21 protein-coding genes are annotated in these 17598 nt (G+C 66.8%); 8 read left to right on the top strand and 13 right to left on the bottom strand.

The annotated features are described in order from the left end of the window. The first annotated feature begins 7 nt into the window (after positions 1-7). Positions 8-382 carry an endonuclease domain-containing protein gene (locus tag P6144_RS17910; RefSeq protein WP_277769180.1) on the top strand — a complete coding sequence of 125 codons (375 nt, stop codon included), beginning with the start codon at positions 8-10 and terminating at the stop codon, positions 380-382. On the opposite strand, the gene P6144_RS17905 is transcribed toward P6144_RS17910, so the two are convergent. Genes P6144_RS17905 through P6144_RS17870 form a run of 8 tightly spaced genes read right to left on the bottom strand, consistent with a single transcriptional unit; the run spans position 379 to position 4926 of the window. Beyond that, positions 379-1035: a dihydrofolate reductase family protein gene (locus tag P6144_RS17905; RefSeq protein WP_277769179.1), complete on the bottom strand. Its 657-nt coding sequence runs from the start codon at positions 1033-1035 to the stop codon at positions 379-381. The two genes, P6144_RS17910 and P6144_RS17905, sit on opposite strands and share 4 nt — an antisense overlap. 10 nt (positions 1036-1045) lie before the next feature. Beyond that, entirely contained in the window at positions 1046-1831 is a 786-nt protein-coding gene (locus P6144_RS17900) for a VOC family protein (RefSeq protein ID WP_277769178.1), read from the bottom strand. Next, a complete protein-coding gene (locus tag P6144_RS17895; protein WP_277769177.1) occupies positions 1828-2187 on the bottom strand; it encodes a DUF1428 domain-containing protein in 360 nt (119 codons plus the stop codon). Before P6144_RS17895 ends, P6144_RS17900 begins: the two co-directional genes overlap by 4 nt. Positions 2188-2210: 23 nt before the next feature. Continuing rightward, positions 2211-2867, bottom strand: a complete 657-nt coding sequence (locus P6144_RS17890; RefSeq protein ID WP_277769176.1) for a glutathione S-transferase family protein — start codon at positions 2865-2867, stop codon at positions 2211-2213. Between the two features lie 11 nt (positions 2868-2878). After that, entirely contained in the window at positions 2879-3358 is a 480-nt protein-coding gene (locus P6144_RS17885; RefSeq protein ID WP_277769175.1) for a VOC family protein, read from the bottom strand. Positions 3359-3388: 30 nt separating this feature from the next. Continuing rightward, positions 3389-3790 carry a DoxX family protein gene (locus P6144_RS17880; protein WP_277769174.1) on the bottom strand — a complete coding sequence of 134 codons (402 nt, stop codon included), beginning with the start codon at positions 3788-3790 and terminating at the stop codon, positions 3389-3391. Beyond that, positions 3777-4217 (bottom strand): VOC family protein, encoded by a 441-nt coding sequence (locus P6144_RS17875; RefSeq protein WP_277769173.1) that lies wholly within the window; start codon positions 4215-4217, stop codon positions 3777-3779. The genes P6144_RS17880 and P6144_RS17875 overlap by 14 nt, the downstream gene beginning before the upstream one ends. 16 nt (positions 4218-4233) lie before the next feature. Next, positions 4234-4926 (bottom strand): DUF899 family protein, encoded by a 693-nt coding sequence (locus tag P6144_RS17870; protein WP_277769172.1) that lies wholly within the window; start codon positions 4924-4926, stop codon positions 4234-4236. Between the two features lie 78 nt (positions 4927-5004). Here P6144_RS17870 and P6144_RS17865 point away from each other — a divergent pair, with 78 nt between their 5' ends. Next, the gene (locus P6144_RS17865) at positions 5005-5700 is read left to right on the top strand and encodes a helix-turn-helix domain-containing protein (protein WP_277769171.1); all 696 of its coding nucleotides are present in this window, start codon (positions 5005-5007) and stop codon (positions 5698-5700) included. A gap of 327 nt (positions 5701-6027) precedes the next feature. Here the strand turns inward: P6144_RS17865 and P6144_RS17860 are convergent, their stop codons facing one another. Then, positions 6028-6684, bottom strand: coding sequence for a hypothetical protein (locus tag P6144_RS17860; RefSeq protein ID WP_277769170.1), 657 nt, complete (start codon positions 6682-6684; stop codon positions 6028-6030). Positions 6685-6870: 186 nt separating this feature from the next. Here P6144_RS17860 and cobS point away from each other — a divergent pair, with 186 nt between their 5' ends. From cobS to P6144_RS17830, 6 genes are all read left to right on the top strand, one after another. Then, positions 6871-7875, top strand: a complete 1005-nt coding sequence (gene cobS / locus P6144_RS17855) for a cobaltochelatase subunit CobS (RefSeq protein ID WP_277769169.1) — start codon at positions 6871-6873, stop codon at positions 7873-7875. Positions 7876-8150: 275 nt separating this feature from the next. Continuing rightward, entirely contained in the window at positions 8151-9977 is a 1827-nt protein-coding gene (cobT, locus tag P6144_RS17850) for a cobaltochelatase subunit CobT (protein ID WP_277769364.1), read from the top strand. A 10-nt stretch (positions 9978-9987) separates the two neighbouring features. Further along, positions 9988-10239 carry a ribbon-helix-helix domain-containing protein gene (locus tag P6144_RS17845; RefSeq protein WP_277769168.1) on the top strand — a complete coding sequence of 84 codons (252 nt, stop codon included), beginning with the start codon at positions 9988-9990 and terminating at the stop codon, positions 10237-10239. 115 nt (positions 10240-10354) lie between these two features. Then, entirely contained in the window at positions 10355-12721 is a 2367-nt protein-coding gene (locus P6144_RS17840; RefSeq protein ID WP_277769363.1) for a TonB-dependent receptor, read from the top strand. A gap of 12 nt (positions 12722-12733) precedes the next feature. Next, positions 12734-13450 (top strand): tetratricopeptide repeat protein, encoded by a 717-nt coding sequence (locus P6144_RS17835; protein WP_277769167.1) that lies wholly within the window; start codon positions 12734-12736, stop codon positions 13448-13450. After that, entirely contained in the window at positions 13450-14133 is a 684-nt protein-coding gene (locus tag P6144_RS17830; protein ID WP_277769166.1) for a Fe2+-dependent dioxygenase, read from the top strand. Before P6144_RS17835 ends, P6144_RS17830 begins: the two co-directional genes overlap by 1 nt. Before the next feature lie 140 nt (positions 14134-14273). Here the strand turns inward: P6144_RS17830 and P6144_RS17825 are convergent, their stop codons facing one another. From P6144_RS17825 to P6144_RS17810, 4 genes are all read right to left on the bottom strand, one after another. Continuing rightward, a complete protein-coding gene (locus P6144_RS17825) occupies positions 14274-15161 on the bottom strand; it encodes an FAD:protein FMN transferase (protein WP_277769165.1) in 888 nt (295 codons plus the stop codon). Positions 15162-15388: 227 nt separating this feature from the next. Then, positions 15389-16321: a DUF4198 domain-containing protein gene (locus P6144_RS17820; RefSeq protein ID WP_277769164.1), complete on the bottom strand. Its 933-nt coding sequence runs from the start codon at positions 16319-16321 to the stop codon at positions 15389-15391. Between the two features lie 18 nt (positions 16322-16339). Continuing rightward, positions 16340-16867 carry a DUF2271 domain-containing protein gene (locus P6144_RS17815; RefSeq protein WP_277769163.1) on the bottom strand — a complete coding sequence of 176 codons (528 nt, stop codon included), beginning with the start codon at positions 16865-16867 and terminating at the stop codon, positions 16340-16342. A gap of 14 nt (positions 16868-16881) precedes the next feature. Next, on the bottom strand, positions 16882-17532 hold the full coding sequence (locus tag P6144_RS17810) for a PepSY-associated TM helix domain-containing protein (RefSeq protein WP_277769162.1): 651 nt from the start codon (positions 17530-17532) through the stop codon (positions 16882-16884). Between the last annotated feature and the right edge of the window lie 66 nt (positions 17533-17598).

The raw sequence follows: 17598 nt of genomic DNA, 5'->3' as shown, positions 1-17598 counted from the left end.
GCGCAGGATGACCCCGCCCGAGCTGCGCCTGTGGGGTGTGTTGCGCACCGAACCCGAGGGGCATGTCTTTCGCCGCCAGCATGAAGCGGGCGATTATGTGCTCGATTTCTACTGCGCGCGGAGCCGGCTTGCGGTGGAAGTGGATGGGGAGATTCATGCGCGTGGGGATCAGCCGGCGCGTGATGGGATGCGGGATGCGTGGCTCGCAACGCGGGGCGTACGGGTGTTACGGATTCCGGCGATCGAGTTGTTGCATGAGCTGGATGGCGTGGTGCGCCATATTGTGGGGATTGCTGCCGAGCGTCGGACTGCCCCCTCCACCACCGGCTGCGCCGGCGGTCCCCCTCCCCCGGAACTGCGTTCCGAGGGAGGAGAGGGTTAGCCTCGCTTCATCCGCTCCTGCCGCGCCTTTTCCCGCGTGCTCATCTCGGGGCCGGCAAAGGTGCCGGTTTCGACGGGCCCTGCCGGTTCATAGGTGGCGATCACGGTGCCGCCGCTGCTCACCAGATGGTCGGTCATCCGCAGCGTGAAGCCGGGGGTGCCGGGGCCGAACAGCTTCTTGCCGCCGCCCAGCACCACCGGGAAGGTCATCACCACCAGCCGGTCGATCAGGCCCGCGGCAAGCAGCGGCGGGTAGAGCGTCGAGCTGCCCTGGATGATCAGGTCCGGCCCGGCGCTGCGCTTGAGTTCGGCAACGTCCTCGATGCTGGCCACCCGGTGGCTGTTCACCCAGTCGAGCCCCGTGTCATGATGGGTGACGACATGCTTGGCGGCCTTGTCGAAGGCAATGCGGATCGGGTGATCGGCATCGGCAAAGGGCCAATAGCCCGCGAAGATCTCATAGGTCTCGCGGCCGAGAAGCAGGTCGAAGTCGCCGTCGAACAAGGGGCCGATCGTGGCGCCGACAGCCTCATCGGCCAGCGCCGCCATCCAGCCGCCGAACTTGAACCCGCCGGTCCAGTCCTCGGTCGGGCCGCCCGGCGCCTGCATGATGCCGTCGAGCGACACGAACACCGCACCCGTAAGCTTGCGCATCCAGGCCTCCTCAGTTCTTGTTCGGCGAGACGATGCCGCAGGCGACGCCCTCGGGATCGACGATGCTGATCACCCATTCGCCGCCGGGCACCTGGTGCGGGCCCATCACCACCTTGCCGCCGCTGGCTTCCACCTTTTGCTGCGCTTCGGTGATGTCGGGCACGCGGACATAGAAGCCCCAGCCGGTCGGGGCGCCCGGCGGCGCCTTCATCACCGCGCCGACTGCTTCGCCCTTGCTGTCGCCATTGGCGATGAAGCTGTAGTCGCCCATCTCGCCCATCGGCATGCTGCCGACCTTCTCGATGGCGAACAGCCTGCCGTAGAAGTCGAGCGCCGCGGCATCGTCGGTGGTGCGCAGTTCGTTCCAGCTGACATGGCCGAAGCCCATGCGCTGATAGGCGGTGCTGGTCGCGCCTTCGGTCGCGCCGCGCATCACGTAGAAGGGCATGCCCTGCGGATCGCTGACCATCGCCAGCCGCCCGACGCCGGGAATGTCGAAGGCGGGAAGATGCACCTGCCCGCCGGCTTCTACCACCGCCGCGACCGACGCATCGACGTCGTCCACGCCCAGATAGCCGAGCCAGGTCGGCTTGGCGCCACCGGCGATCATGTCGGCATTGAGCTGCATCACGCCGCCCGCCTGGCCGTCGGCCGCGTTGATCATGCGATAGTCCATGCCGCCGGGCGCCGGCTCTGCATCGATGTTCCAGCCACAGACCGCGTCGTAGAATGCCTTGGCTTTCGCCGCATCCGCGGTGATCAGCTCGTACCAGATCCAGCTGCCATGCGCGTTCACTTGCCGTCTCCCGCAGTGTCGACGATGCTCTCGAAGCCGCCCCAGAACATGCGCTTGCCGTCGAACGGCATGTCGCCCTCGGGCTTCATCCGCTCGTCGGCCATCACCTTCTCCCAGCCGGCGTCGCGCGTCGCCTTGTCGGGCCATTCGATCCAGGAGAAGACGACATTCTCGCCCTCCTCGGCCTTCACCGCCATGTAGAAATCGGTGGTCTTGCCGCGGGGCACGTCATGCCCCCAGCCTTCGACCACGCGGATCGCGCCATGCTCGAGGAAGATCGGCGCGGCCTTGGCCGCCATCTTGATATAGGCCTCCCGGTCGGGGGCGGGGGCCACGAAGCCGTCGATATAAGCCATGTTCACTCTCCTCTTTATCGGGGTCAGGCAGCGACCGGCGCGGGCTGGAAATCGGCGAGCTGCGCTGCCATCGCGCGCTCGAAGGCCGGCCGCGCCATGCCGCGTGCGACATAGGCGGCAAGCGCCGGGCGCTCGCTGACCAGGGGGCTCCGATCCGCGTTGCGCAGCACCGTCACCATCGCGATGTCGGCGACGCTGAAGCCGTCCTCGCCCAGCCACTCCCGATCGCCCAGCGCATCAGCCAGGCGGTCGAACTTCTTGCCGATATCCTCCATCAGGCTCGGCCGGCGCAGCTTCGCCCATTCCTCGTCCTTCGAGAACAAGGTGACGTTGCCCAGCTCGAACAATCCCGGTTCGACGCTGTTGAGCGCCGCGAACAGCCAGGCGATGCTCGTGGCGCGCTGCTGCGGATCGCGCGACAGCAGCCGCGCGTCCTTCTCGGCGAGATGCAGCAGGATCGCGCCGCTCTCGAAAAGCTGGATGCCGCCATCGTGCAGCACCGGCACCTGGCCCCAGGGCTGCTCCTCGAAATAATGCGCGGGCTTGGGCGGGATCGGGCTGATCAGCCGCGTGGCATAGGGCAGGCCGATCTCCTCGCAGGCCCAGCGCGGCCGCAGGTCGCGGACATAGCCGCGGGCGAAATCGGGCACCCAGTTGAAGCCAGTGATCTCGATTGTCATGGCCGGTCTCCTCAGCCTTTTGCCGCAGCTTCTACGCCCGCGATGTCGATCTTCCGCATCGTCATCATCGCTTCGAAGGCGCGGCGGCGGCTGTCGGCATCGCCGCTGAAGTTCAGCTCGATCAGCCGGCGCGGGGTGATCTGCCAGTTGAAGCCCCATTTGTCCTTGCACCAGCCGCACATCGACTCCGCGCCGCCATTGCCGACGATCGCGTTCCACAGCCGGTCGGTTTCCGCCTGATCCTCGGTGAGGATCTGGAAGGATACGCTCTCGTTCGGCTTGAAATCGGGCCCGCCATTGAGCCCGGCATAGCTGCGGCCGGCCAGCGTGAACTCGACGACCAAAGCCGCGCCTTCCTTGCCGCTGGGATTGTCGCCGGGTGCGCGGTGCACCGCGCCGACATGGCTGTCGGGCAGCAGCGAGACGTAGAAGTTGGCGGCCTCCTCGGCCACATGGTCGAACCACAGCACGGTGGTGATCTTGTCTGCCATCGGTCCTCTCCTTTCGGACTCTTTGGATTGTCAGCCGGCGATCGGGATCAGCGCGCGCACGCGCGGGTCGCGGAACCACAATCCACCCCAGGCGATCACGCCCAGATAGACGCCGAACAGCGTGTGGCTGAGCAGCGGGCTTCCCACCCGCCAGTGCATCGCCACTGCGCCGCCCAGATAGCCGGTGAGCAGGATCGCCCCCAGCACGGCGGTGCGCGGCACCGCATAGAGCAGGCCGCACACCGCCAGGATCACGCCCAGCTGCCGGTAGAGTCCCGTCTCCGCCGGGATGCCCAGCGGCGGGCTGTTGGCGATCATCATCGCCGGGGCGATCAGCTTGCCGCCGGCATCCATTGCCAGGAACAGCAGGACGAGGCCGCTCAGCGTCCAGCCGATGATGCGGTCGCGCTGCATGGGCTCAGGCCGGCTCATGCGCCGGGCCTTCGGGGAAGGCAGCCATGGCCGCTTCCATGTCCATGAACATCGGCTCGAAGATATGGCCGTCCGGGTCCTCGAAGCTGCGGCCGTACATGAAGCCCATGTCCTGCTTCTCGCGCACATCGGCCTTGCCGCCCGCCTTGCCCGCCGCCTCGACGATCGCGTCCACTGCATCACGGCTGTCGCGCGAGATGCAGATCAGAGCCTCGGTCACCGCATGCGCGTCGGCGATCGGCTTGGGGGTGAAGGTCTGGAAGAAGTCCTTCGACAGGATCATGAACACGATCGTGTCGCTCAGCTGCATCGCCGATGCCATCTCGTTGCTGAAACGCGCGTCCTTGGTGCAGCCGATCGCCTCATAGAAGGCCGTCGATTTGGCCACGTCGCTCACGGGCAGGTTGACGAAGATCATCTGGGTCATTCTTCTCTCCTGGGGATCAATAGGCGAGCGACGGGTACCAGCTGGTCCCGCGCCCTTCGGGGGTTGAATCGAGGATCGTCCACAGCGGCATCAGGTCGGGCGCGCCGCGCGGGTCCTGGCCGGGATCGGCGCTGCCGGCGCCCATCTCGCCCGCCCAGAACAGCCGGATCGTGCCATCCCTGCGGGTGAAGACCAGGAATTGCGGGATGTCGCTGCCGTCGGGCGCGATCGCGCCATAATCGCGGCTGAAATCCTGGCTGGTGTCCGAATAGAGCGGCAGATGCTGCCAGCCGCGCTCGGCCTTGAACGCGGCCAGTTTCCCGATCGGCGATCGCGCCGTCACGGCGAAGCCCACCCGCTGCTCGATGTCGGGCGTCTCGCCGTCCCAGGCCGAAAGCAGCGAGGTGCACATCGGGCAGGGCCGTTCGCGCTGCGGTCCGAACATCCAGGTATAGACGACCAGCGTGTCATGCCCGCCGAACAGATCGGCGAGGCGCACCGGGCCGTCCTCGCCCTCGAACGCATAGTCGCGCACGACTTCCGGGCCTTCGGGCAGCGCACGGCGCTGCTCGGCAACCGCCTCGATATGGCGGCGCAGTTCGATTTCCTCGGCGAGCAGCGCAGTGCGCGCCGCCCGATATTCCGGGCTCTCGTTCGGCCAGCGCGCGGTCTCGCGCTCTGCCAGCTCAGCAGCAGAAACCAGTGTCATCGGAATAAACCTCCGCTTTGGGGGCTTCGCGAATCGCTTTCTTGATCCTGATGCGCCCTTCGGTTATTAAAAGCAACCATGGAGTCACAAAAAGTAACTAACGTCGATTTCGCCAAGGCGCGGCGCTGGTATCAGGATGCATGCGGCACCGCGCTCGCGATGGATCTGATCGGAGAACGCTGGTCGCTGCTGATCGTTCGCGAGTTGCTGCTGGGGCCGCGCCGCTTCGGCGAGATCCGCGGCGCGCTGGAAGGGTTGAGCGCGAACATCCTCACCCAGCGGCTCGAAGGGCTGGAGAAGGGCGGGATCCTGCGCCGCCGCCAGCTGCCTTCGCCGATCAATGCCCAGGTCTATGAGCTGACCAAATGGGGCGCCCAGCTCGAGGAGCCGATCTTCGCCCTCAGCCGCTGGGCGGCGGGATCGCCGGCGCATGACGTCACGCTCCCGCTCAGCAACGGCGCCTTCATGCTTTCGCTCAAGACGATGATCGCGCGCGACCGGGCGCGCGGCCTGTCGATCGATCTCGGCTTTCGCGTCGGCGGCGAGCCCTTCCGCGCGGCGATCGTCGAGGGCGGGCTCGCGATTGAGCGCCGCGATCCGGCGGGTGCCGATGTCATCTTCGAAGGCGTGCCGACCTTGCTCGCCGCAACCTTCTACGGCCCGCTGCCCCTTACCGAGTCGATCCGCGAGGGACGGGTGGCGGTTACCGGCGACCTCGCTGCCGGCCAGCGCTTCGTCGATCTGTTCGGGCTGCCGCGGTTCGAGAACGACTGACGGCGGGTGCTGTCATCCCAAGCCCATATCCGTCATCCCGGCGAAAGCCGGGATCTCGTGCGGCTCCTTGCCCGCGCCATCGCCTGAGACCCCGGCTTTCGCCGGGATGACGATAGGCTTGCAATGTAGGATTTCGCCTGCTTGCCTCGGCGTGCCATCGGCCGCTCTTTGACTTGTAGGAAATATAGGATCGCCTGCGCGCAACGATGTTGCGAGATGCGTCGCGCTTGCCGGAACTGTGTCAACCCAAGGCGCAGCGCAAACCCGCTCCAGGCGTGTCCTTCGTGTACTTTGCCGAGTCGCCGTGGCGCGCGTTGTTGGAGCCGCTCAGACCCGCCCGCAGAACCCCGGCTTGCGATCGCCCATGTCCCAGCAGCCGTCGAGGATCATCGTCTTGAGCGATGCGCAGCTGCGTTGCGGGCCGCACTCGCCGTCGGGATTGACCACCGAGCATTGCCGCGCGAGCAGCGACGCCTTCTGCCAGCCGAGCTTCGAGGCGCAGGTGGCGCCGTCGTCGCGCCAGTTCCAGCGCTTCTCGCGCGGGCGGTGATAGACGGGGCGGGGCCGCGGTGGCGGGACCGGGCGCCAGTCGGGATCCGGCGCCCAGCGATCGGGCTTGCGCAGATAGCGGCGATAGGCGGTGGCGACGCATTCGGCAGTCTCGCAGGCGTCGCGCTCGCTCGACAGCGCCTGGAGCTGCTGGCGCTGGACCCAGAGTTGCTGCCGGCTCGCGCCCTGGCGGTCCTCGGCCCATTGATTGGCGAGCGTCCGGTGCAGCCAGTTCAGTCCCTTGTTGTCGCACACCAGCCACTGGCCGCGGCGCAGCGCGCCGTCGCAATAGGGCACGGCGACGAGCCAATCGGGCTCGCGCTCGACCGGGCGGACGACGGGCGGAGGGCGCCGCGGGGGCGGGGGAGGCTGCTGGCCCCAGTCGCACGCCGAAAGCGGCGCGAGCAGCGCCAGGAACAACAGCTTCCAGTTCATCGACTTCCCCAAGAGACGAAAGAATCGGTGGTTGCGCGCGCCCGTTACTTTGACGTCATGATCCCATGAAAGCCGATTCGAGGAAAGGCCCTGCGACCGGGCCGGCTCCGCGGGTGATTTGCGCGATCCCCGTTGCAGTGCGGCACGGGAGCTTCTAGTCGCTCGGGCGACGGAAGGACGAACTACATGGCGGACATCCCCAACACCCAGCCCGACAGCCGGGAAACCACGATCCTCGAAGCGCCCGACAAGATGGTGAAGGTGCGCGACCTGTTCGGGATCGACAGCGACCTCGAAGTGCCCGCGTTCAGCGAGGCGGACGAGCGCGTGCCCGATCTCGATCCGGCCTATGTCTTCGATCCGGATACCACGCTCGCGATCCTCGCGGGCTTCGCGCACAATCGCCGCGTGATGGTCCAGGGCTATCACGGCACCGGCAAGTCGACGCATATCGAGCAGGTCGCGGCGCGCCTCAACTGGCCGTGCATCCGCATCAATCTCGACGCGCACATCTCGCGTATCGATCTGATCGGCCGCGATGCGATCGTGCTCAAGGACGGCCAGCAGGTCACCGAGTTCCGCGAAGGCCTGCTCCCCTGGGCGCTGCAGACGCCGACGGCTCTGGTATTCGACGAATATGACGCCGGCCGCCCCGACGTGATGTTCGTGATCCAGCGCGTGCTCGAGACCGAGGGCAAGCTGACGCTGCTCGATCAGAACCGCGTGATCCGCCCCAACCCCTATTTCCGCCTGTTCGCCACCGCGAACACCGTGGGCCTGGGCGACACCAGCGGCCTCTATCACGGCACCCAGCAGATCAACCAGGGCCAGATGGACCGCTGGAACATCGTGGTGACGCTCAACTATCTCCCTGCCGCGGTCGAGGCGCAGATCGTCCTCGCCAAGTCGGGCGATTTCGACAAGCCGGGCGGCAAGGAACTGGTCGAGAACATGGTCCGCGTGGCGGACCTGACCCGCAAGGGCTTCATCAACGGCGACATCTCGACGGTGATGAGCCCCCGCACGGTGATCACCTGGGCGCAGAACACCGAGATCTTCAAGGATGTCGGCTTCGCGTTCCGGTTGAGCTTCCTCAACAAGTGCGACGAGGCGGAGCGCGCGCAGGTGGCGGAATATTATCAGCGGGTGTTCGGCAAGGACCTGCCCGAGAGCGTGGTCGCCAAGGCTTGAGCGATCCGGCCGATGACGATCCGCTCGACCCCCGCCGCTGGACGGCGCGCGGGGGCGAGGGCGGGCCGATCACCGGCGACGAGTACGCCTATATGAAGGATCTGGTCCACCGCCGGATGGGCGTGGGCAATTGGGAGCCCGATCCGCTCGAGCCGGCGCCGGCGCCGCGGCGAGGGTTTTGGCGGCGGCTTTTCGATCGGCTGAGCGCCGCTGGCCGCTTCGGGGTTGATCGCAAGGCTTGGGCACGGGAAACAGGGCACGGAAAGACGATCGCAATGGCTGCCGACTCCCCTCTCGAGAAGTTCCGCAACGTGCTGGGCGGCGCCGCCCGCGCGCTGTCGGGGGAGCGCGAGGCGGAGCTGAGCTTCACCGGCGAGGCGCCGCGCCAGGACGGCCGTGCGATCAAGGTGCCGACGCCCTCGCGCAGCCTGCCTGCCGAGGAAGTGGCCGAGGCGCGCGGCTTTGCCGACAGCTTCGCGCTGCGCATGCGCCATCATGACAATGCCCTGCACCTGAAGGGCGCGCCCAAGGAGCCGGTCGCCCGTGCGGTGTTCGATGCGGTGGAGACCGCCCGTGTCGAGGCGCTGGGCGCGCGCGGCTATGCCGGCATCCAGGCCAATCTCGACCATGCGCTCGACGTCAAGCTGCGCGCCGATCCGATCACCCGCGCGCGCAATCGCGAGGAAGTGCCGCTGTCGACCGCAATCGGCCTGATGGTGCGCGAGCGGCTGACCGGCCGTGAATCGCCCGCGGCGGCGGCGCTCGGCATGGCGCTGATCCGCGACTGGATCGAGGAGCGGGCCGCGTCCGATCTCGATGCACTGGCGCTGGCGATCGACGACCAGCTGGCCTTTGCCTCGCTCACCTCGAAGCTGCTCCAGGACCTCGAGCTGACTGAAGGCGACCTGCTCCCCGACGAGGCCGATGAGGGCGGCGGCGAGGACGAGGGCACCGAGGATCAGGACCAGCCCGGCGACGAGGAGGGCGAGGATCAGTCGAGCCAGAGCGACGGCCAGGCCGAGGCGCGCGGCGAGCAGCGCGAGTCCGACGAGGGCGAGGACGGCGAGCAGCAGCAGTCCGACGCGATGGAGGACGGCGATGGCGAACCGGGCGACGAAGGTGACGAGGGCATGCTGCCCGTCCGCCCCAACCGCCCGTGGAGCGACTTGCCGCCGCAGTTCGAATATCGCCCCTATACGACGCAGTTCGACGAAGTGGTTGCCGCCACCGATCTGTGCGACGCCGAGGAGCTGGATCGTCTCCGCTCCTATCTCGACCAGCAGCTGCTCCATCTCCAGGGCGCGGTGACCAAGCTCGCCAACCGGCTGCAGCGCCGGCTGATGGCGCAGCAGAACCGCAGCTGGGACTTTGACCAGGAAGAAGGCATCCTCGATGCTGCCCGGCTGGCGCGCATCGTCGTCAATCCGATGCTTTCGCTCTCGTACAAGAGCGAGAAGGACACCGAGTTCAAGGACACGGTGGTGACGCTGCTGATCGACAATTCGGGCTCGATGCGCGGGCGGCCGATCTCGATCGCGGCGATCAGCGCCGACATCCTGGCGCGCACGCTCGAGCGCGTCGGCGTGAAGACCGAGATCCTCGGCTTCACCACCCGCGCCTGGAAGGGCGGGCAGAGCCGCGAGAAATGGCTGACCGACGGCCGCCCGGCCCAGCCCGGCCGCCTCAACGACGTGCGCCACATCGTTTACAAGCAGGCCGACGAGCCCTGGCGCCGCGCCAAGAAGGCGCTCGGCCTGATGATGCGCGAGGGGCTGCTCAAGGAGAATATCGACGGCGAGGCGCTGCTCTGGGCGCACCAGCGGCTGATCGGCCGCAGCGAGGACCGCAAGATCCTGATGGTGATCTCGGACGGCGCGCCGGTCGATGATTCCACCTTGTCGGTGAACTCCGGCTCTTATCTCGAGCGCCATCTGCGCCAGGTGATCGGCTGGATCGAGGCGCGCTCGCCGGTCGAGCTGGTCGCGATCGGCATCGGCCATGACGTGACGCGCTATTACAGCCGTGCCGTGACGATCATGGACGCCGAGCAGCTTGCCGGCACGATGGTCGAGCAGCTGGCGGCCCTGTTCGACAGCGAGTGAACCCGGCCGGATGAAGGTCGATCCGCCCCCCGGCGGCTTCGAAGGGCCGATCAAGCGCTCGGTCACGATTGCCGGCCACCAGACCTCGATCAGCCTCGAGCCGATCTTCTGGGATGCGCTCGAAGCCGCGGCCGAGGTGCGGTCGCTGCCGCTCAACGCGCTGATCGCTGCGATCGACCATGCCCGCATCACCGGCGAGGATCCGCCCAACCTCGCCAGCGCGATCCGCACCTGGCTGCTGGCGGAGCTAAACCGACCATAAATCCTGCTTGCGCGATATTTTGCGACAAAATTGCAAACCGTTCGCATTAGCGTTGACTCTGCGACTTACTCGCAATAGGCGGCCCCGAAATAATTCCTTACAAAGGGGGTTCCACATCGTGAGTCGTTCCACCGGCGCAGCCGCGCCCGCCTTTCTTGCGCTTGCCTGCGTAGGCAGCTTCGCGAGCCTTCCGGCGCACGCCGCTGGCGCTGACGATGACAAGAAGTCGTCGAACACCAGTGCCGACGACAATGGCACGCAGGATCGCGACTCGATCCTCGTGACCGGCGAGCGCTCGCCGAAGAAGCAGGAGAGCCCGAAGGCTACCCGTCCGGTGCGCGATACGCCGCAGACCGTGACGATCCTCAGCGGCGAAGTGATCGAGGAGCAGAATCTGCTCACGCTGCGTGATGTGCTGAGCACCGTGCCGGGCATCACTTTCGGCGCCGGCGAAGGCGGCGGGGGCTATGGTGACTCGATCACGCTGCGTGGCTTCTCGGCCAACACCGACATCACCGTCGACGGCGTGCGTGACAGCGCCCAGTACACCCGCACCGATCCGTTCAATCTCGAGCAGCTCGAAGTCACCAACGGCCCGAATTCGGTGACCAACGGTGCCGGCTCGGTGGGCGGCAACATCAACATCGTCACCAAGAAGCCACAGCGCGAGACGCGGATGGCGATCGGCGCCGGCATCGGCACCGACAACTACTATCGCGGCACGGTCGACGCCAATTGGCGCGCAAGCGAGCTGGTGGCGGTTCGCCTCAACGCCATGGCGCACAAGAACGATGTGCCCGGCCGTGACGTCGAAGACTATAAGCGCTGGGGCGTGGCGCCGTCGATCACGCTCGGCATCGAAAGCCCGACGCGCCTGACGTTGCAGTACCTCCACCAGGAGGACACCAACATCCCGCAATATGGCGTGCCCTATTACAGCGGTGAAGTGCCGGGCGTCGATCGCAGCAGCTATTATGGCTATCGCAACGTCGACACGCAGGAAATCACGGTCGACCAGGCCACTGCGACCTTCGAGCATGACCTGAGCGATCGGGTGAGCATCCGCAACCTGACGCGCTGGCAGCGCGTGGACCAGCTTTCCTATGTCGATCCGCCCCAGGGCACCTATTGCGTCGCCGCAACCAACCTGACGCCGACCGGCGCCAGCTGCGGTACCACCCCGGCCGGCTATTATCTGCCCTCGGGCCCGCGCGGCAATGCGCGCAACTCGCGCAACGACCTGATGTACGATCAGATCGACCTGAAGGCGGAGTTCGATACTGCCGGCCTGAAGCACACGCTGACGTTCGGCGCCTCGGCGACGTGGGAGAAGTATTTCCTCTCGACAGGCAACTTCCTGCGCAATTCGGACGGTACGGCCTTCTACACGACCTACCCGCTGATCAACATCGCCAACCCCAATGAGGTGGTGACGGGTCCGGCGGCCACCGGTCGCGTCTATGGCAGCAACGTCTATACCGGCCCGGTCAATTTCATCGAAAGCGCCCGCCAGACCGGCGAGCTGGAAAACTATGCCGCCTATCTGTTCGACACGATCGAGCTGGTGAAGGGCATCGAGTTCAACGGCGGCGTCCGCATCGAGAAGAACAAGGGCTTCTACCGCGCCGACACCGTCTCGACCGCTGCGGCAACGCTCGGTCAGGTGACCACGGGCACGCGTTTCGATAATGACGACACGCTGTTCTCCTATCGCGCGGGACTGGTCTTCAAGCCGATCGAGGCGGTGAGCCTGTACGTTGCCTATGGCAACTCGCAGACTCCGTCGAAGACCTCGGTCAACGGATCGTGCACCGTCGCGACCTGCAACGTCGATCCGGAGACCGCCAAGAACTACGAGATCGGCGCCAAGGCCGAGCTGTTCCATGGCGGCCTGCTGCTGACCGTTGCCGCGTTCCGCAACGATCGCGACAAGTACAAGGTCGCGTCGAACGATCCGACGATCCCGGATCAGGTGCTTGACGGTCACTCGCGCGTCGACGGCATCTCCCTGGGGGCCACGGGCCGCATCACCAGCGCCTGGACGGTCACCGCGAACTACACCTATCTGGATGCCAAGCTGATCCAGTCGGTGTCGGACTATTGCCTTGCCAATCCGGGTTCGACCGGCTGCGGCAACACCACCGCCAATCCCGATCCGGCGGCGGGCGTGGAGCTGGCCAATACCCCGAAGAACTCGGGCAGCCTCTACACCACCTACACGCTGCCGTTCGGGCTCAAGCTCGGCTATGGCTTCACCTATCAGGGAAGCTTCGCGTTCAGCGCGGCAGCCGGTTCGATCCGCTCGGACGACTATCTGATCCACAACGCGTTGATCAGCTATGACTTCACGCCGAACTTCAGCGCGCAGATCAACGTCAAGAACTTCACCGACGAGCTTTACTACACGCGCATCCGCAACAATGGCTGGGCCACCCCCGGCGATGCGCGCTCGGCGATCCTCACGGTGAACTACAAGTTCTGATATAGCCGACGAATGACGCAGCTCGATCAATTGTCGAGCGAAGAGATCGCCGCCCGCCTCTCCGGTTCGCCGGAGGAGCGGGCGGCGTTGCTTCGCGAAGCGGCCGAGGCCGGACTGGCGGAGGCGCAGGCGGTCTATGGCCAGATGCTGCTCGATGCGCAGAATCCGGGCGAGGCGTTCGGCTGGTTCTGGAAGGCGGCGCGGCAGGGGCACCCGATGGCGCTCAACATGCTGGGCCGTTGCTACGACCTTGGCTGGGGCACGCGCATCGACAAGGTGCGCGCTGCAGAATGTTTCCGCGTCGCTGCCGAAGCCGGGCTCGACTGGGGCATGTACAATTACGGCTCCGCGCTTGCGCTGGGCGCCGGTTTGACGCGGGACAAGGCGGCGGCGCTCGGCTGGTTCCAAAAGGCGGCAGCGATGGGGCACGCCAAGTCGCGCAACTTCCTCGGCAGCTTCTACGAGGACGGCGAGTTGCTGGCGCGCGACATGGACGCGGCGGCGGCTTGCTACGCGCAGGCGGCAGAGGGCGGGGACTTTCGCGGCATGTTCAATCATGCGCGGATGCTCGCCCAGGCCGGCGATATCGAAGGCGCGCTGCTCTGGATCGGGCGGTGCGGCGAAGCGGCGACCGCGCCGTTTCGCGACAAGGCGCTTGCCTGGCTTGCGCAGGTGCCGGACATGCGGCTGCGGGCGGAAGGCTCGGCATTGCTGCGGAAGGAGAAGTGATGCTGATTGCCATTCCCGAGCTGTTCACGGCCGACCAGGTCGCCGAGGTGCGGGCGATCATCGACGCGGCGGAGTGGGTGGACGGCAACGCCACTTCGGGCGCGCAATCGGCGCTCGCCAAGCAGAATGAGCAGCTTCCCGAAGGCAGCGAGGCGCATCGTCGCGCCGGGGCGATGGTGCTGGAGGCGCTGGGCCGCTCGCCCCTGTTCATTGCCGCCGCGCTGCCGCTCAAGGTCTTCCCGCCCTTGTTCAACCGCTATGGCGGCGGGCAGAAGTTCGGCACCCATGTCGACAATGCCGTGCGCATCCAGCGCGGCACCGAATTCCGCGTCCGCTCCGACCTGTCGATGACCGTGTTCCTCGAGGATCCGGGCGAATATGACGGCGGCGAGCTGCTGATCGAGGGGCAGTTCGGCGTGCAATCGGTGAAGCTGCCGGCGGGGCACGCCATCCTCTATCCCTCGTCGAGCCTGCACCGGGTTGAGCCGGTGACGCGCGGCACGCGGGTGGCGAGCTTCTTCTGGCTCCAGTCGATGGTGCGCGACGATGGCGCGCGGCGCATCCTGTTCGAGATGGACCAGGCGGTGCAGCGGCTGGTCGGCGCGCTGGGCAATGACGATCGCTCGGTGATCGAGCTGACCGGCGTCTATCACAACCTTCTGCGCCGCTGGGCTGACGCCTGATCTTTCCAAACTTCACCAAGCTTGCGCTTGTGGGGAAATAAAAATCGGGAATTCGACCTGTCAAAGAGCGGCGGCGCCGGGCCGCGGCGCGAGCACAGCAGGCGAAATCCTACATTGCAACCCCGGCCCTTGTCGCAGCTTCACCCAAGCATCGACTGCAGCGCCGGGGACAGATGCTCGGCAAAGCCCGCGCCCTTGCGCAGCACCATGTGGACCGCCAGCCCGTCGCGCCCGGCCAATGCCATGCCGTCCGGCCCGAGCACGCTCAGCGCGGTTGCCCAGGCATCGGCAAGCATGCAGCACGAGTGCAGCACGGTGACCGAAGCGACCCGGTTCTCGAGCGGCCGGCCGGTGCGCGGATCGAGCGTGTGGGCATAGTCGCGGCCGGCATGCGCGAAGCTGCGGCGATAGTCGCCCGAAGTGGCGACCGACAATCCGTGAAGTGCAGCACGAAGCGGCGCCAGCCGGCTGCCCGGCACCGCCTCCAGATCGACCCACCAGGGCTGGCCATCGGGCTTGATCCCTTCGCCGCGCAGCTCGCCGCCGATCTCGACCAGGAAATCGGGGATCTCCATGCTGCGCAGCATTTCGGCGACCCGATCGACGCCGTGACCCTTGGCGATGCCCGAGAAATCGAGCGCGGCCGGCGCAGTGCGGCGGGCACGGCGACCATCCTGCTCGATATGCGCGCGGCCAGAGATTGCGGCGGCGGCGGCGACTTCCGCCGCGTCGGGAAGGTCGGTGCGCGGACCGGGCGGGCCAAAGCCCCATAGATCGACCAGCGCGCCCATCGCCGGATCGAAGGCGCCGTCGCTCTTCTCCGCAACATCGAGCGCGGCGGCGAGGACGTTCGCAAAGCCGGGCGGCAGCGGCTGCCAGCGGCCAGGTTCGCTGCGATTGAAGCGGGACAGCGCGGAATCGGGCGCCCAATGGCTCATCTCGGCGACGACACGGTCGAGTTCGGCCTGGATCTGGAGCGCGATCCCCTCGGGCGCACCGACCAGGCGGGCCGACCAGCTGGTGCCCATCGTCTCGCCGGCGCAGGAAAGGACAGGGGAGCCCGCCCGGCGGCGATGGAACGCCGCGGGGGAGAGGGTTGGCGGGATGGCTACCCGTACATCCACGTTTTCTTACACCGTCATCCCCGCGAACGCGGGGATCCATTCACGCAGGTTGTCGAAAATAGCCGCAACGACAGCGACAATGGATCCCCGCCTTCGCGGGGATGACGGGAAAGCAGGGATGACGGTTCTGACTACGGCGCCAGCACTTCGAGCGTGGTGATGTAGCTCACGCGGGCGCGAACCGGCCCCATCGGGCGGCCGCCGGGGCCGCCGGGACCACCCGGGCCGGCCTGCGGACCACCCGGCGCCGCGCCCGGTGCCGGCGGGGCGCCCTGCGGACGCGGGCCGCCCTGGCCGCCGCCGCCCGGACCTTCGCCGCGCTCGCCGCCTTCGTTGACCATCACCCAGTACATGCCGGGCTGGCCCCATTTGATCGAGACCTTGCCCTCGGCATCGGTCTTGAGCACCTGTTCGTGCAGCGCGTCGCGGTAGCGGATGCCGCCGGGGATCACGGTGACGCTGAGGCCGGCGCCGGGCTTGCCGTTCTTGAGGAACTGGAAGGTGCCGGGCTCATTGGTGACGAGGTCGTTCGGGTGCGTGACCGGCACCAGCTCGATACCCTTACCGGTGGTCTTGAACACGGTGTTGGTCGGCGCGCCCTGGGTGATGAAGATCTCGTTGCGCGAGACGTTCTCGGCGGTCTGCACCTCGGTCGCGCCCGCCGGGATCGCGGTGGCGAGATTGGCGGTGGTGGTGCCGCGCGGCAGCATCTTGCGCTCGCCGTTCAGCATATAGCTGCCGAACACGCCTTCGTTGACGATGGCGACCTTGTAGGTGCCCTGCTGGGTCAAATGCAGGTCGAAGGTGGCGCGGAAGCGGCCGACATTGTGGTTCTCGACCTTGCCTTCGGTGCCGTCCGGCTGGGTGACCACCGGCACCGCGCGCAGCGGCTGGTGATCGAAGAAGAACAGGTCGTTCGACACGGCGGCATCGACCGTCACCCAATTGTCGGGACCCGATACGGTGGTCGAGCTCGGCACCATCCACTGGCGGTGGGCGATGGCGGCGGGTGCTGCGATCGCAGCGATCGCGGCGGCGGCGAGAAGCGGCTTGCGGAAGTTCATGAGCTATTCCCCCTTGGATCAGCGCTTGAGCGAAACGGTGACGGCGCCGAGCTCGCTCGTGCCCTTGCCGCTGGCGGTGGCGGTGCGGCCGTTCCAGTCGAATTCGACCGCGACGACTTCGCGGCCGCCGACTTCGCGGGCCGCCTCGACCATCAGCTTGTACTTGCCCGGCGTCAGGTTCGGCATCGCCCCCTTGCCGCCGACGAGCGTGATCTTGTGGCTGCCGGCCGGCTTGGTCGCGCCGGTGACGCCGTCTGCCGGGAAGGTCATGCCGCGGCCGACGGTGCGCCACCACTGGCGCATGTCGCGCAGCCACTTGGTGCCGGAGCCTTCCGCGCTGCGCCCGTCGAAATCATACCAGACCTGGAGGGTGCGCGGCGTGGCGCCCTCCTTTTCCAGCCAGATCGCGACATAGGGGCGGTGATATTCCGCGACCTTGAGCTGCGGGATGGTGACGTTCAGGTCGAGCGTCTGCGCGCCGGCGGCGGTGGGCAGGCCCACGCTGCCGATCGCGACGAGCGTGAGGCCGGTGATGCGATAATGCATGGACTTGGGCTCCCCTAGTGGATCAGGAAAATGGCGATGAGCGCCGGGATGACGAGGCCGGCCAGGACGAGCGGCCAGGTGCTCTTGCGATGCTTCGAATGCATCCACAGCAGCACCAGCCCGGTGAGCGTGAAGACGATGCAGGCGAAGACGAAGACGTCGATGAACAGCTTCCACCCGCTGCCGGCGTTGCGGCCCTTGTGGAGGTCGTTGAGATAGGCGATCCAGCCGCGCGAGCTGTTCTCGCTGGTCACCTCGCCGGTGTCGCGGTCGATCGAGATCCAGGCGTCGCCGCCCGGGCGCGGCTTGGCGAGGTAGATTTCGCCCGCCGACCATTCGGCGGTGCCGCCGGCATCGATCCGCACCTGCGCTTCCAGCCACTTCGCCACATCGGCCGGGATCGGCTTCTTGGCATCGGGCAGGTCGTCCGCCTTCACCTTGGCGAACAGGGCAGGGGGCAGGTGCGCGGTGCGGTCGATCGACCGGGGCGAGCCCTCGATGTCTGCGGCGTGATTGAGTGTGAAGCCGGTGATCGCGAACAGCAGCAGCCCGATCAGGCTGATCGCCGAACTCATCCAGTGCCAGGTATGCAGCTGCTTCAGCCAGAAGCTCTTGCGGCTGCGCTTTGCTCTGGCTGGTTCTGCCTGGGCGGTGGAGGCGTGCATCTGGGGTGAGCGGTTCCGGTCGATTCGTTAGTGGCGCGATAACGCGAACGATTCGCAATTGCAAAC

The sequence above is a fragment of the Sphingomonas sp. HITSZ_GF genome, from assembly GCF_029543155.1.
GTDB lineage: Bacteria > Pseudomonadota > Alphaproteobacteria > Sphingomonadales > Sphingomonadaceae > Sphingomonas.
The sequence above is the reverse complement of the archived record's forward strand: the minus strand, read 5'-3'. Positions and strand labels throughout refer to the sequence as shown.

Excerpts from the sequence above, each read along its gene's own strand:
- P6144_RS17895 (WP_277769177.1), bottom strand. The coding sequence starts at position 2,187 with ATGGCTTATATCGACGGCTTCGTGGCCCCCGCCCCCGACCGGGAGGCC.
- P6144_RS17890 (WP_277769176.1), bottom strand. The coding sequence starts at position 2,867 with ATGACAATCGAGATCACTGGCTTCAACTGGGTGCCCGATTTCGCCCGC.
- P6144_RS17825 (WP_277769165.1), bottom strand. The coding sequence starts at position 15,161 with ATGGGCACCAGCTGGTCGGCCCGCCTGGTCGGTGCGCCCGAGGGGATC.
- P6144_RS17885 (WP_277769175.1), bottom strand. The coding sequence starts at position 3,358 with ATGGCAGACAAGATCACCACCGTGCTGTGGTTCGACCATGTGGCCGAG.
- P6144_RS17835 (WP_277769167.1), top strand. The coding sequence starts at position 12,734 with ATGACGCAGCTCGATCAATTGTCGAGCGAAGAGATCGCCGCCCGCCTC.
- P6144_RS17815 (WP_277769163.1), bottom strand. The coding sequence starts at position 16,867 with ATGCATTATCGCATCACCGGCCTCACGCTCGTCGCGATCGGCAGCGTG.
- P6144_RS17880 (WP_277769174.1), bottom strand. The coding sequence starts at position 3,790 with ATGAGCCGGCCTGAGCCCATGCAGCGCGACCGCATCATCGGCTGGACG.
- cobS (WP_277769169.1), top strand. The coding sequence starts at position 6,871 with ATGGCGGACATCCCCAACACCCAGCCCGACAGCCGGGAAACCACGATC.
- P6144_RS17910 (WP_277769180.1), top strand. The coding sequence starts at position 8 with ATGACCCCGCCCGAGCTGCGCCTGTGGGGTGTGTTGCGCACCGAACCC.
- P6144_RS17820 (WP_277769164.1), bottom strand. The coding sequence starts at position 16,321 with ATGAACTTCCGCAAGCCGCTTCTCGCCGCCGCCGCGATCGCTGCGATC.
- cobT (WP_277769364.1), top strand. The coding sequence starts at position 8,151 with ATGGCTGCCGACTCCCCTCTCGAGAAGTTCCGCAACGTGCTGGGCGGC.
- P6144_RS17860 (WP_277769170.1), bottom strand. The coding sequence starts at position 6,684 with ATGAACTGGAAGCTGTTGTTCCTGGCGCTGCTCGCGCCGCTTTCGGCG.
- P6144_RS17905 (WP_277769179.1), bottom strand. The coding sequence starts at position 1,035 with ATGCGCAAGCTTACGGGTGCGGTGTTCGTGTCGCTCGACGGCATCATG.
- P6144_RS17870 (WP_277769172.1), bottom strand. The coding sequence starts at position 4,926 with ATGACACTGGTTTCTGCTGCTGAGCTGGCAGAGCGCGAGACCGCGCGC.
- P6144_RS17830 (WP_277769166.1), top strand. The coding sequence starts at position 13,450 with ATGCTGATTGCCATTCCCGAGCTGTTCACGGCCGACCAGGTCGCCGAG.
- P6144_RS17845 (WP_277769168.1), top strand. The coding sequence starts at position 9,988 with ATGAAGGTCGATCCGCCCCCCGGCGGCTTCGAAGGGCCGATCAAGCGC.
- P6144_RS17865 (WP_277769171.1), top strand. The coding sequence starts at position 5,005 with ATGGAGTCACAAAAAGTAACTAACGTCGATTTCGCCAAGGCGCGGCGC.
- P6144_RS17875 (WP_277769173.1), bottom strand. The coding sequence starts at position 4,217 with ATGACCCAGATGATCTTCGTCAACCTGCCCGTGAGCGACGTGGCCAAA.
- P6144_RS17810 (WP_277769162.1), bottom strand. The coding sequence starts at position 17,532 with ATGCACGCCTCCACCGCCCAGGCAGAACCAGCCAGAGCAAAGCGCAGC.